General features: G+C 44.9%; 12 protein-coding genes. 5 read left to right on the forward strand and 7 right to left on the reverse strand.

The window, feature by feature from the left end; genetic code table 11:
* Window positions 1–93: 93 nt before the first annotated feature.
* The 3 genes from VGB26_07140 to VGB26_07150 all read right to left on the reverse strand — a co-directional run bounded on the left by VGB26_07140 (window position 94) and on the right by VGB26_07150 (window position 1,802).
* Window positions 94–312 (reverse strand): hypothetical protein, encoded by a 219-nt coding sequence (locus tag VGB26_07140; GenBank protein ID HEX9757562.1) that lies wholly within the window; start codon window positions 310–312, stop codon window positions 94–96.
* Between the two features lie 38 nt (window positions 313–350).
* Window positions 351–791 carry a DUF2062 domain-containing protein gene (locus VGB26_07145; GenBank protein HEX9757563.1) on the reverse strand — a complete coding sequence of 147 codons (441 nt, stop codon included), beginning with the start codon at window positions 789–791 and terminating at the stop codon, window positions 351–353.
* 267 nt (window positions 792–1,058) lie between these two features.
* Window positions 1,059–1,802 (reverse strand): sugar phosphate nucleotidyltransferase, encoded by a 744-nt coding sequence (locus VGB26_07150; GenBank protein HEX9757564.1) that lies wholly within the window; start codon window positions 1,800–1,802, stop codon window positions 1,059–1,061.
* A gap of 616 nt (window positions 1,803–2,418) precedes the next feature.
* Here VGB26_07150 and VGB26_07155 point away from each other — a divergent pair.
* The gene (locus VGB26_07155; GenBank protein HEX9757565.1) at window positions 2,419–2,727 is read left to right on the forward strand and encodes a hypothetical protein; all 309 of its coding nucleotides are present in this window, start codon (window positions 2,419–2,421) and stop codon (window positions 2,725–2,727) included.
* A 119-nt stretch (window positions 2,728–2,846) separates the two neighbouring features.
* On the opposite strand, the gene VGB26_07160 is transcribed toward VGB26_07155, so the two are convergent.
* The 4 genes from VGB26_07160 to VGB26_07175 all read right to left on the reverse strand — a co-directional run bounded on the left by VGB26_07160 (window position 2,847) and on the right by VGB26_07175 (window position 6,521).
* Window positions 2,847–3,470: a MarC family protein gene (locus tag VGB26_07160; GenBank protein HEX9757566.1), complete on the reverse strand. Its 624-nt coding sequence runs from the start codon at window positions 3,468–3,470 to the stop codon at window positions 2,847–2,849.
* Window positions 3,471–3,904: 434 nt separating this feature from the next.
* The gene (locus VGB26_07165; protein ID HEX9757567.1) at window positions 3,905–4,204 is read right to left on the reverse strand and encodes a hypothetical protein; all 300 of its coding nucleotides are present in this window, start codon (window positions 4,202–4,204) and stop codon (window positions 3,905–3,907) included.
* 231 nt (window positions 4,205–4,435) lie between these two features.
* Window positions 4,436–5,848 (reverse strand): ATP-binding protein, encoded by a 1,413-nt coding sequence (locus VGB26_07170; protein HEX9757568.1) that lies wholly within the window; start codon window positions 5,846–5,848, stop codon window positions 4,436–4,438.
* 4 nt (window positions 5,849–5,852) lie between these two features.
* A complete protein-coding gene (locus tag VGB26_07175) occupies window positions 5,853–6,521 on the reverse strand; it encodes a response regulator transcription factor (protein HEX9757569.1) in 669 nt (222 codons plus the stop codon).
* Window positions 6,522–6,555: 34 nt separating this feature from the next.
* Here VGB26_07175 and VGB26_07180 point away from each other — a divergent pair, with 34 nt between their 5' ends.
* The 4 genes from VGB26_07180 (at window position 6,556) to VGB26_07195 (ending at window position 13,923) form a co-directional block, all read left to right on the forward strand.
* The gene (locus tag VGB26_07180; GenBank protein HEX9757570.1) at window positions 6,556–6,702 is read left to right on the forward strand and encodes a hypothetical protein; all 147 of its coding nucleotides are present in this window, start codon (window positions 6,556–6,558) and stop codon (window positions 6,700–6,702) included.
* A 376-nt stretch (window positions 6,703–7,078) separates the two neighbouring features.
* Complete coding sequence (locus VGB26_07185) at window positions 7,079–8,272, forward strand: acetate kinase (GenBank protein HEX9757571.1); 1,194 nt, start codon at window positions 7,079–7,081, stop codon at window positions 8,270–8,272.
* Window positions 8,273–8,287: 15 nt separating this feature from the next.
* Window positions 8,288–10,663: a phosphoketolase family protein gene (locus VGB26_07190; GenBank protein ID HEX9757572.1), complete on the forward strand. Its 2,376-nt coding sequence runs from the start codon at window positions 8,288–8,290 to the stop codon at window positions 10,661–10,663.
* 515 nt (window positions 10,664–11,178) lie between these two features.
* Window positions 11,179–13,923 carry a cation-transporting P-type ATPase gene (locus VGB26_07195; GenBank protein ID HEX9757573.1) on the forward strand — a complete coding sequence of 915 codons (2,745 nt, stop codon included), beginning with the start codon at window positions 11,179–11,181 and terminating at the stop codon, window positions 13,921–13,923.
* The last annotated feature ends 96 nt before the right edge of the window (window positions 13,924–14,019 follow it).

Here is a 14,019-nt window from a genome sequence, read left to right on the forward strand (position 1 = left end):
GTAGGGGGTCCCATCCATTTTTATTTTTTTTAATGGTGTGGGGGAGGGCCGGTTTGATGGGGTTTAAGTTTTAAGGCGAAATAGGTTGAATCATCAGGCGCTTATTTTTAACTTTCTTGTTGATCGTAAACCCTCTTTGGTGGTTTTGCCTTTCAAAAAATATTTTTCCGGTCCATTTCGGTTGATATATCTGTAAATGGCGTAAAGGCCAATGTCAAAGGCAAGTTTTCCTTGGTGTGAATCCAAAAAATTCTGCTCGAATTCGACCACCGTTTCGCCATCTTCTTTTACCAGTTTCATTTCTATTTTCATTGTGATTCCCCCCGGGTCCTAACCCTTCCTTTAACGTTTTAAGGTCTAATTTTCTTCCTGGGCAAAGGAGGAGTAGCGGGTCTCCTTAAGGTTGAGAAAAATCCCCAGCTCCAGTTGACCAAAAGGTAAGAAATAAAAGAAAGGGTGGCTGAGGAGATTAAACTGCCTATCCACAGGGGTTTTGCAACACGTAAAAAATTTTTGAGGGCTCCGGTTTGACCGAACACCTCCTCCGAAGGTGGCATCCAGTTCAACCACCGGCCCAATTCATATTGCAAAAGATAAATTCCCGGGGCGGTCAATGGGTTGGTAACCCAGCAGGCCGCAAGAGCAATGGGAATATTGACCCGTAATAGGAAAGCTCCCAGGCCTGCTAAAATCATCTGGACTCCCAACGAGGGTGTAAATGCGATGAATAGACCCAATGCCAGCCCCCCCGGAAACGCTCCTTTGGGTAAACCTCCAAAGTTCGGCTTCAAATAGCCTCTCGCCAATGGCCCGGTGAATTAGGGTGCCTTTCAAATGACGCTTCCGTGGAAATTGAAGCAGGAGGTATAAACCCAGTTTTTTAAAACGGTTTTTCAAAAAATCCTTAGAAAGAAAACAAAGGCCATTTTCACTTGTGGGTTTATGCCCTTTCGGGTTAATGTAATAATATTTTTTTAAAAACACCCTTATCATAAAGGTAATTGTTTCAGTATCCAAGTATAAAGGAAAATGTCCAAGGGAGTTTTTTAAAATGAATGTTACCCTTCCCAAAAAGAATTTTGAGGGTTATCGGCATTAGCGGGTTTCCAATTGGATCCCTTTTTGCGAATGATCTTTGTCGGGCGTTCCTCGGATCCCAGATCGTTCCAAAAAACACCCGTAATTGGGAGGACCGAAAGGCAAATGGAGGTTTGGCATGGAATCTCCTCCAGTAAACTTTTTGAAAAATCCACTGATTCTAAACCGCCATAAACTTCATGGATTACCTTTTTCCCTTTTATTGTTCCAATGGCCCATCGAATTTGAAGAAAAGCATTGAACAGATCCGGCTTAACAGAAGCTACCCCATTCAAAAAGGTACTGGTTTTAAAAACCATAATAAATGTATTCCAAAATGCCCCCAATTTAATTAATCCCCGTGCCCTACTGACTCCCGGTTTTTCAATAAAACGCCAAACTTTTTTAATAGTGGGGGCATTTTTTGGGATTTCATCTTGGTTGGGCAATATATAACCAAACTCCGGTTCAGGTTTTGAAGGTAGGGATACTAAAAGGATCCATTGAAAAGGGTTTTGTTCAACTTTTTTGCCAGCCGACTTTATGTGATTCATGAAGACCTCTTCCCCTAAAATGTAATGGTCTGTCGGAAAAATGACTACCGTGGCTTCAGGGTAGGACCCATGGAGGAAAATCAGAGGAAGAAATATTCCAGGCCCGGTTCCTTTATTTTCCGGTTGGGCTATAATGGTATCCTTAATCCGCTGTGAAAGTTGGTCCCTCACCTCCGGCGAGCACGATTCCGCGATAAGGAAGCGTTTTAGAGTCTCGATTCATAGTTTCTTCCGGTAAAATAAAAGAATTTGAGTTGCTGATTTAATAAAAAGGATAGTCTAAAGGTATCGAGTTTAAATTAAATAAAAATTAAAAAGTTATTAAAAAATTTTAAGGGTTTTGGTTGAGAAAACAGGTATTTTCAGTTAAAAAAATACGTTTTTTAAAAATGTTTTTTTGGAAAAAATAAGAAAATTTTAATTTGGGTTTAACCTTTTCCTTAAATCACCTATTTATGATAGAAGGAATAACAAGCCAATCGTGGTTTGTTGTTGGGTGAGGAGGAGGTGAGCATTCTTGAAGACCGACAACATTAAGAAACCCGGGACCGTAAAATCCGGGCAAACTCAAAAACCAGGTAAACCTCAACCAGGAAACTTTCCTAAATAAGAACCCTTTATTTTTTGGGTAGAGAACGTTTGAGGACCTTAATGTAACCCAACCGCCATTCCAGAAAATATCGAGGATGGCGGTTGGGTTTTCCAGCCCCGATACCGAAATAATTAAAAACGTTTAATCTTCCTTTAATACCTTTTTTAATTGGGTTACTTATATTTGGAGTAAGAAGTGAAAAAGGGAAGAGACATGGGATGGAAAAAAATAAGTAATCTCCTCGCCTGTTTGGGTCTTATAATTTTTTTCCTGGTTTGCGGAAATTCTATGTCTGAGGATGAAATGGTTATCCGTGAGCTTCGGCTTTCCAAGGGGGAAATTGCAGCTTTGACCGAAGAGCTTGACCAGGTCAAAAAGGAAAAAAATAGTCTTACCCTTCAGGTCAAGCAACTTAAAGAACAGGTGGTTGAACTCCAAAAGAGCCAAAACCCCCTAACCGGTCAACCCAACTCTGGAAAAACCATTAAAAAGTATGGTTCTTAACCATTAAATTTACCCTTTCTGGAATCGAACTGAAATGATGGCAAATAAGGGGAAACAAGGAAAAGATCGGGGTTTTTAAGGGGGTTAACTTCTCCGAGAGGGGCAGGAGAGGGAAGAGGCTAGCCTGAACCCGAAAGCTGCTTAATCCACATTTCAATCCCTTTTAATATCATCTCAATGGCAAAAGAACCAATAAAAAGGGCGGTTGCTCGTCCGGCGATAATGGTATAGCGCTCGACCCATTTTTCATTTCGTTCCCGGACCAAATCATGGAGCCATTTAAATAAGAGGATGGCCCCAACGGAAACGACCATTGCAAGGCATATGGAGAGTGCGGCCATTGGAAAATCAAGTCGTGTCCCTGCTAAAACACTGGCACTAATGGTCCCTGGGCCAACCATAAAAGGCATTGCAATGGCAGCCGATACATTTTCCGAATTGGGTTGGAGGGGTTCAATGGGGCTGCCCATGGAAAGAAGAAGACGGGTTCCGACAATTAAAAATGTGATGCCGCCAAAGATCAAAAAGGATAAGAACCGTATCTGAAAAACATCTGTAAAAATTTTGTCCCCAGCAAATGCGAATATTAAAAATATAATTAAACTAATGATTCCGGCCCGAATGAGTTGGCGGGAAAATAACCGAAATCCTAAAGCCTTCACCAAATCAATCAGGTAGATGGATAAAATAAACGGATTGAGGAGAACAAAAATAAGGAGAAAAGATTTGGTAAAGGAATCCATGTGAAAAATTTTTTCCTCGCTGGGGTTTCAGAGAGAAATCTAATGGTAAGACCAATTCTTCTTTGATTCAGGGAAATAACAGGCTGAAGCTTTAAAATACTGTAGAAATCATTTTTTTTGTGAGGATGATTAGGTATTTCAAGGAAAGCCTATCACGAAGGGATAGAGAGGGAGGGAGGGTTCAGTCTACATCGGTCAAAAAACTTTTAGGAAACCGCCAAGAAATTAAAGGGCTATTTGGAATTTCTGCCATTGCTAATTAATAAAGCCTTTTTTTTGACCAGCCATCTTTTGATGATTTTTGGTTTTTCAGTCTGGGGAGAGAGATCTTTTATTTCGCAGCCTGAATTTTTTAAAAATATTTTTTTTGGTTTTAGCACCCTTTTGACTATTCATCAACTGCGATTCCTCATTTCTAAATCCCATGGTTCAGTTTACATATCCTCATCCGTTTCCTCTAATTCTTCTTCGTCGGGGCTGATCACATCGATTGAAACGGCATGTTCACCCTCCACTTCCATATCGACCGAGGCGCCCTCCTTTAATTTTCCATTTACTTTTGTTTGGTTATCGTAATGAACTCGAATCATATCTCCGATTTCAAAGTCTTCAACTGTAACGAATTCTTTTTCAAGTTTGACCACGGTTCCACTGACAAGCTCTCCCGCAAAACCGCTCGCTCCGAACCCGAGCCCTAAGGCCACAACCAAAGGGATTATCCAGTTCTTATTCATGAAAAATCCTCCTTTCTCAGTGAGAGAATTTTAAAAGAATATCCAAGAATAATTAAATATCCATTAAAGATTTATTAAAAAATTTTAACCAAGGGTCTGTTGGCAAAGACCCCAATTTTCCCCATGGATGGGGTTTGAAATGAAATCCCATGGAAATAAAAAAAAGCTGACTTTTTTTTCTCCTAAAAGATTGGGGTTTATTTCAAATACCGGGGGAAGCAAGGTTCCGGTTTAAGATTCGGAGAAAGGGGGTTTTGGAAAAGCGAGAATAAAACGACTCCCTTTTCCAGAGGTGCTTTCAACCATAATGACAGCCCTGTGGGCTTCCACAATCCATTTGCATATACATAGGCCTAGACCGCTACCCTGGCCCGAATGGGATTTGTCCACCTTGTAAAACCGATTAAAAATATGGGGAATATCTTTTTCAGGAATTCCACAGCCGGTATCCTCAATCAAAATTCTAATGGTTTCTTTCTCTTTATGTAAGGATAGACTGATTTCTCCCCCGGAAGGAGTCGCATTGATGGCATTTTGGATTAAATTCATCAGGACTTCCCGTAAAAGCAGCTCATCCCCATGGCCGGGGACAGAGCCCTCAGATTTGAAATGTAACGTTAGATTTTTTTCTTCGGCAGGCCTTTGGAACTGGTGATAAACCCTCTCTACCAATGGATGGAAGTCAACAGGGCCACCTTCCAAAGCAATTTCACCCCGATCTGCTTTGGAGAGGAAAAGAAGTTTTCCCACAATTTTTTCCATTCGTAGGGTTTCCTCTAAATTACTTTGGAGGATTTTTTGATAATCATCTGCGGATCTGGCCCGCCGGAGGCTGAGTTCAATTTCACCCCTCAGGATAGTTAGGGGGATTCGAAGTTCGTGGGATACATTCTCACTAAATTCTTGAATTTGCTGAAAAGAGGTTTCCAACCGCTGGATCATTTGGTTAAATGCCTCCGCCAGGTCCTTCACTTCTTTTCCAGTTCCAGAAATTTGAATCCGTTGGTTTCGATTGCCTGAGCTAATTTGATGTGCGGTTTTAATCACCAGGTCTACCGGTTTCAGTGCTTTTTTGGTTAATAACCACACCCCCCCTCCCAACAGTAAGGTGGCTAAAGGAATAAAAATGAGGTTTAGAAGGAAAAAGTTTTCCAGTGCCCGGTCAATATCTTCCATGGAACTGCCCAATAGAATAAAATAGGCTACCCGGTCCTCTTCAAAAACTGGTTTTAATAAAGCTCTGAGGGCACTCCGGTTGCCTCGATAGGATAGGCTAGATAGAAGGGTTTCTCCAAGTTGGGCTTTTCTCCAGCTTTTTGGAGAAATCGGAAGTAAACCCCCTTCAGCAATGGTTGAAGAGAAAATAATGTGTTGTTTGGTGTCGTAAACCTCGATGATGATCCCCTTTAATTCAATTTCAGGATGATTGGAGATCATCTTTACCACTGTCTTTTGAATCCCCTTTTCGGTGGGAACTCCCCGGGGGAGGGAGGCGTCAAGAATGCCTGCGGTAATTTTCAGAGAATAATCTTTCTGGTCCGCTAGTAATTCTTTTTGCCCTGCATAACGAACGGTTGCCAGAAGGACCAGAATAATTGCAACGAGCAGACTCAGCCAAATTGCCAGTTTGGCCCGAATGGTCATGGGGCTATTCCTTTATTGTATAGCCTACCCCCCGAATGGTTTTGATCAGAGGATGGGCTTCCCCTTTATCGATTTTTCCCCGGAGATAGGCCACATAGACATCAATGACATTGGTTCCCGTGTCAAAATCAATATTCCACACATGTTCCACTATCATGCTCCGTGTCAGTACCCTTCCTGGGTTTCGGATCAAATATTCCATTAAGGCATATTCTTTGTTGGTTAAATCGATTTTTCGGCTTCCCCGAAATACCTCCCGAGTGGTAGGGTCCACTTTAAGGTCGGCCACTTGGAGCAGGGGCCCATGCCCCGGTTTCGCCCGCCTTAGCAAAACCCGAACCCTGGCCAAAAACTCTTCAATGGAAAAAGGTTTAGTCAGGTAGTCATCTCCTCCCGAATCCAAGGTGGCCACTTTATCCGGAACGGCATCCTTGGCGGTTAAAACCAGAATGGGAGTGGTATTTCCTTTTCTTCGGAGTTCCTTTAGGATCGTGACCCCTAATTTTTTCGGAAGCATCAAGTCCAAAACAATCAGGTCATAGTCATAGGCTTCTGCCATGTCCTGACCTTCCTCTCCATCCAAGGCATTGTCTACGGCGTACCGTTCCTCTTCAAGGGCCTGGCGGATAAAATTCCCAACTTTTTTTTCATCTTCAATGACTAAAATACGCATTAAAACCCTTTGAGAATTTTTGAGAAGAATAACGGTGAAATCCCTTTTTGCATTGAGGATTGATGGTATCTTTCCCCCGGTTAGAAGTCAACCGATCGGTTTTATTCCCTTTTTAGGGGTTTTTCTCTTTCAATTCTTCGAAAAAGTGGCCACTGATTTGTATTGTGGCGACACTGGGTAAGAAGAGGGTACTATTTATTAGGAAAAATTTTCAGTATTCATTTCTTTCTTTTTCGGTTACCTACGATGAAACCCGTTTGACTTGCTTTTTCGGAATGTTTAAAATATCAGGAATTGCTTGTTTCCCCCCTTAAATCTTTTTAGGTTTTCCTCGGATAGGATTTTCTTTTCTCAGGCCCTTAAGGGGGCCAAGAAAAATTTAAAAAAGTAAAAAAATAAAACCAGAGGGATTTTCTGTAAAAAAACCGGGTGGAATATGTTTTACGGAAATTTTCCTATGGTTGGTTTAAAGAGGTTCCCCAATAAAAAAGAAGAATAATGTTCCGGGAGAGGAAGGATCCCACCCCGGTTTCAATCGAATTGAAAGGTAAAGGTTATTGAGAATCCTCACAATCAATACTGGAAGTTCTTCTCTTAAATTTCGTGTTTCCGATGTCAATTCCGACAGCAATGAAATACCAAACCTTCGTCACTTGACGGATGGACAGATCCGCTCCATTGGAAACCGATCACAATGTCATTTGGTGATCAATGGAAAAACAACGGTGAATGAAACCCGCCCTATAGGGAATCATTCCGAGGCTGTTCGTAACGTTTTGTCTTGGTTGAAAGAAGGGAAGTGTGGTTTTGAAGCGGTCGGTCACCGAATTGTTCATGGGGGAGAACGATACACTCAAGCGACTTTTTTGAATTTGGAAGTGATTCAAAACATCAAGGCTTTAGAAGGGCTGGCTCCTCTTCACAATCCCATTGGGCTGGAGGCCATTCAGGTTTGCCGTGATTGGGTCAAACCGGAAGTTCCTATGGTGGCAGTTTTTGATACGGCTTTTCATCATACCCTCCCCCCTCGGGCCTTCACCTATGCCATACCCTATGATCTGGCACAACTGTATAAAATCCGTCGCTACGGTTTTCACGGAATCGCCCACCGCTATTTAGCAAGGCGGTATATGGAGATTACCGGGAAACCTGTACCGGGAACCCGATTGATTACATTACAGCTTGGGCATGGATGTTCAGCCGCTGCCATTCGTGATGGGATATCCATCGATACCACCATGGGTTTTACGCCCCTGGAGGGACTGGTCATGGCGACCCGATCGGGGGATGTGGACCCCGCCGTTGTAGCTTTTTTGGCTGAAAAACAGAGGAAACCTGTTTCACAGGTTATTCAAAGCCTCAATGATCAATCGGGGGTGCTCGGTATTTCTGGAAAAACCGCAGATATGAAGGAGCTTTTGGTTTTGGAAGGGAAAGATGAACGGGCAAAATTAGCCCTGGATGTTTATTGCTATCGACTCCTTAAATGCATCGGGGCTTATCTAACGGTCCTCTCAGGGGCTGATGGCATTATCTTTAGCGGGGGGGTGGGGGAGCATGCTTCAAGCCTCCGGGAGCGTATTTGTAATGGGTTAGCCTGGTGTGGGATTCAGATCGACCCAGAGCGAAACCGGCTGGCCATTGGGAAAGAGGCCTGTATTAGTAAGGATTCCTCGTCCAGTAAGGTCTACGTGATTCCCGTGGATGAGGAATCCATCATCGCTCAAGAAACGTTTCGATGTTTGATTTAGGACAGGAGGAAAGGTATGAGTCAGACCCTATTGGATCAAGAATTAAAGAGCATTGATGGATACTGGAGGGCTGCAAACTATTTATCCGTAGGCCAAATCTATCTTCTGGATAACCCGTTACTGAAACAACCCCTCAAATTGGAGCATATTAAACCTCGATTGTTGGGTCATTGGGGAACCACCCCAGGGTTAAATTTCATTTACGTTCATCTGAATCGGGTTATCAAAAAATATGATCTGGATATGATCTATATCTGTGGGCCTGGACATGGTGGTCCAGGAATGGTGGCCAATACCTACTTGGAAGGAACCTACAGTGAGGTCTATCCGAACATTTCTCAGGATACCGAAGGGATGAGGAAACTCTTTAAGCAGTTCTCTTTTCCGGGAGGTATTCCCAGCCACGTTGCACCCGAAACCCCGGGGTCCATTCATGAAGGCGGCGAACTCGGTTATGCGGTTTCTCATGCCTATGGGGCCGTTTTTGATAATCCTAATTTGATGGTTGCCTGTGTGGTGGGAGATGGGGAAGCGGAAACAGGTCCCCTGGCAGCGGCCTGGCATTCCAATAAGTTTCTCAACCCTATTTCCGATGGGGCTGTTCTACCCATTCTGCATCTAAACGGGTTTAAAATTGCCAACCCCACAATTTTGGCTCGAATCAGCACCCGGGAGTTGGAAAGCCTGTTCATCGGTTATGGCTACAAACCTTATTTTGTGGAGGGAGCCGATCCGGAGAAAATGCACCGTATGATGGCGGAAACACTTGAACAGGTGATTCAAGAGATCAAAATGATTCAAAAAGAAGCCCGTTCCAAAGGATCCACTAAACGTCCCCTGTGGCCCATGATTGTAATGAGAACCCCGAAGGGTTGGACAGGACCCAAAGAAGTAGACGGAAAAAAGACAGAAGATTACTGGCGTTCCCACCAGGTGCCTCTGTCCGAATTGGCCCAGAAAAAAGACCACATCAAGTTGCTCGAGAAATGGATGAAGAGTTATAAGCCAGAAGAACTATTTAATGAACATGGAACACTGATTCCTGAATTAACGGCCCTTGCCCCTCAAGGGACTCGGCGGATGGGAGCCAACCCCCATGCCAATGGAGGAGTACTTTTAAAAAATCTCAAATTACCTGATTTCCGTGAGTATGCAGTGGATGTCCCTAAACCCGGAACCGTCGTGACGGAGTCTACCCGGGTGATGGGGCAATACCTTCGGGATGTTATGAAGCTTAATCTGGAGGCAAAAAATTTTCGAGTATTTGGCCCCGACGAGACCGCTTCGAACAGGTTGGGAAGCCTGTTTGAGGTGACCAACCGGACGTGGATGGCTGATCTAACCTCCGATGATGATCATCTTTCCCCGGACGGGCGCGTTATGGAAATCCTGAGTGAGCATACCTGTCAGGGATGGTTAGAAGGGTATCTTTTAACGGGAAGACACGGTTTTTTTTCGACCTACGAGGCTTTTGTGCATGTGGTTGATTCCATGTTTAACCAGCATGCCAAATGGCTCAAGGTTACCCGGCAAGAGATTCCATGGCGGCGGCCCATCGCCTCGTTGAACTATTTGTTAACCTCCCATGTGTGGCGGCAAGACCATAACGGGTTTTCCCATCAAGATCCCGGTTTCATTGATCATGTGGTCAATAAAAAAGCCGAGGTGGTTAGGGTCTATCTTCCCCCAGATGCCAATACGCTCCTTTCGGTAACCAATCATTGCCTTCGAAGCCGGAATTATGTCAATGTCATTGTGGCAGGGAAGCAACCGGCCCTTCAGTTTTTGAATATGGAGGCGGCGATAAAACACTGTGCGGCTGGAATCGGGATTTGGGAATGGGCCAGCACAGACCGGGGGTCCGAACCCGATGTGGTGATGGCCTGTTGCGGGGATATTCCTACCTTGGAGACACTTGCCGCTGTGAATTTGCTTCAACAGTATTTCCCAGATCTTAAAATTCGGGTGATCAACGTTGTTAATTTAATGAAACTGCAACCACAGAGTGAACACCCCCACGGCTTATCGGATAAAGAATTTGATACCCTCTTTACGGCGGATAAACCCATCATTTTTGCCTTCCATGGGTATCCGTGGTTGATTCACCGGTTAACCTATCGAAGAACAAACCACAAGAATCTTCATGTTCGGGGGTATAAAGAGGAGGGGACGACCAGTACACCATTCGATATGGTGGTCCGGAATGACCTAGACCGCTTTCACCTGGTGGGGGATGTGATTGACCGGGTTACAAAGCTGGGATCCATGGCTGCCTATGCAAAACAGGAAATTCGCGACAAGCTTATCGATCACAAGGAATATATTGCGAAACACGGAGATGATATGCCCGAAATTCGGGACTGGAAGTGGTCCCGGAGTTCGTCCAAATAAGGAGAGGGAAATGAAATGATTTAAAACAATCTTTTGTTTTTGATGAGAACATGGTTTGCCACGCTCCGTGTGGGCGGTCAAGAAAACCCAAAAAGGGAGATTTAAGCAAATATTAGCGGCCGCCGACACAGTTAATAGTGAAGACCCCGATGGCGCCATCCGAAATTAATTAAACTTGCTATTCTCCGTAGCTCGCTACGGGGTGACCGCTTAGGTTCCCCCTTTGGAAAAGGGGGATAAAGGGGGATTTGAGGATTTAGTTTTTCCACTGAATACCACCCCGCAGTCTTGCTGCGGGGATTTTTATTAACAAAATAATGGATTTGGCTACATCCCTGACCTTTCAAAAAAAAGTCAACTTTATGTTATGCATCTATGGTCCTTCGGTAAGATTCTTTAACCCGTTAATTGTTCGGTATGGGTGGGAAAGCGGGATCGGTTTATCTCTCCGTCCATACTGGAGGATGAGTCATTCGATAGGTTCTTCATAAAAATACCGATCGAAAATATTTAAAATGAATGAAAAAAATTCAATTGAAAAAGAAATCTCTTGGCACGCCCTTGGAGTCGAACTGGTCTACCGGGACATTTCAACCCGACCTGAGGGACTGACACATTCAGATGCCGAATCCCGTTTGGCCAAATATGGTCTGAATTGTCTGAGCCCGCCAAAGAGGCGGGGGCTTTTGGTCCGTTTTCTGGTTCAATTTCATAATGTCCTGATTTATGTGCTTTTGGGGGCAGGGGTGGTGACCTCTTTTCTTCAGCACTGGGTGGATTCTGGGGTCATTTTTGGGGTGGTGTTGATCAATGCTCTCATCGGGTTTATTCAAGAAGGGAAGGCTGAAAGGGCGATGGAAGCCATTCGGACCATGCTTTCTTTAAACGCTTTTGTTCACCGGGAAGGGAAACGTTTCATGGTTCCTGCCGAAACCTTGGTTCCCGGGGATGTGGTGTTTTTGCAATCCGGGGATAAGGTTCCCGCCGATATTCGACTGATCCGTATTCATGAACTGAGAATTGACGAAGCCGCCCTCACAGGAGAATCGGTTCCCGTTGGAAAATCGATCGCTCCGGTAGCAGAAAATTCGGTACTGGGGGATAGAACCTGTATGGCCTATTCTGGAACACTGGTGACCTATGGTCAGGGAACGGGTGTGGTGATTGCCACGGGAGATGCCACAGAGCTGGGCCGGATCAACCAGATGCTTAAAAAAGTTCAACCGTTGACGACCAAACTTTTGGTTCAAATGGCTGAATTTGGCCATCGGTTAACCATTGCCATTATGGCCGTGGCCCTGGCGACATTTGGGTTTGGGGTGCTCATTCGAAATTATCCGGTCAGTGAGATGTTTCTTGCTGGGGTAGCCCTGGCGGTGGCCGCGATTCCCGAGGGTCTCCCTGCCATTATTACTATTACATTGGCCATCGGGGTTCAATGTATGGCCCGCCAAAACGCGATTATCCGCAGGCTTCCGGCGGTGGAAACATTGGGGTCCGTCACGGTGATTTGCTCGGATAAAACCGGGACCCTTACCCGTAATGAAATGATGGTGCAAGGGGTGGTGACTACGGATGGCCTGTTTGATGTTTCCGGGACGGGATATGATCCCCACGGAGAGTTGTTGTTGAATGGAAACCTGATCACTGGGGAAGAATATCCGAGTTTGATTGAGGTTTCCCGTGGGGCTCTCCTCTGTAATGATGCGGAACTTCATGAGGAGAATGGAAAGTGGAAAATCCATGGGGATCCAACGGAGGGTGCTTTAATTCCTCTGGCCATGAAAATGGGATTGAATCCCTCCCTGGAAAAAGAGAATTATCCCCGAATGGATATTATCCCGTTTGAATCGGAACACCGGTTTATGGCCACATTGCACCATGACCATGCAGGCCATGGTTTTATTTATGTGAAGGGGGCCCCGGAACGTTTAATGGAAATGTGCAACCGCCAGTTCCAAAACGGGGATGAGAGGCCATTGGATATTGGGTATTGGCACGGCCGCATGGAGGAAATTGCAGGCGGGGGGCAGCGTTTGCTGGCTTTGGCCCTGCGGGAAACGGGTACAGACCATTACGCATTGAAATTTTCTGATTTGGACGGGGATCTTACTCTCATAGGAATCTTCGGGATTACGGACCCTCCTAGAAATGAAGCCGTGGAGGCGGTGAAATTATGTAAAACCGCAGGAATACGCGTAAAAATGATTACAGGGGACCACGCGGTGACCGCCCGCGCTATCGGGGCCCAAATGGGAATCGGGGACGGAAAAACCGCAATGACCGGAAAAGACCTGGAAACCCTGGGGAAAGAAGATCTGCGCCGAGCGGTTCAACAGGTCGATGTATTTGCCCGGGTTAGCCCGGAGCATAAATTGAAGTTGGTTCAGGCCATTCAGGCCAACGGGGAAATTGTTGCAATGACGGGTGATGGTGTTAACGACGCCCCCGCCTTAAAGCAGGCGGACGTGGGGGTGGCCATGGGCATTAAAGGAACTGAAGTAGCCAAAGAAGCCTCTGAAATGGTTTTGGCCGATGACAATTTTGCATCCATCGCCCGTGCAGTTGAAGGAGGACGAACGGTTTATGATAATATCCAAAAAGCCATTGCCTATATTTTACCCACCAGTGTGGGTGAAGCGGGAATCATTATTGCTGCTATTTTTGCCGGGGGATTGCTGCCCATTACACCGGTTCAAATTCTTTGGGTGAATATGATTACGACGGTGACCCTTGCACTTGCATTGGCTTTTGAACCCGCGGAGGCGGGGGTGATGAAACGCCCTCCCCGGAAACCCCGCGAACCGATCCTGTCATTTTTTTTAGTGTGGCGAATCTTGTTTGTTTCCCTTATTTTTATTGTCGGAACCTTTGGGTTTTTTCTATGGGATCACTTGCATGGAATTCCGATTCAAACCTCCCGTACCCTGGCTGTGAATACGTTGGTGGTTTTTGAAGTGTTTTACCTTTTGAACACACGGCTTTTAAAAGACTCTGTTCTGAACCGTTCGGGAATGTTGGGGAATCCCTATATCTACGTGGCGATCGGCGTGGTAATGTTTGCTCAGATTTTATTCTCCTATGCCCCCTTCATGCAAATCCTTTTCGATACGACTTCCATTACGTTCATGGATTGGGCCAGAATTACTTTGGTGGCGGCAACGGTGTTTGTATTGGTGGAAATTGAAAAATGTTTTATTCGAAAACGTGAATTGAGGAAGAAACCCCTTCCCCATTCGCTTTTGACACAAACCCCTTAGTGTTGTGTCTTAGAAATACGTTGAAAAAATCAAGGCCGTCATTCCCGCGAAAGCGGGAAACCAGAAGTCAAAAAACACTGGATTCCGGCTCGTTCC

This window comes from Nitrospiria bacterium (assembly GCA_036397255.1).
Lineage (GTDB): Bacteria > Nitrospirota > Nitrospiria > DASWJH01 > DASWJH01 > DASWJH01.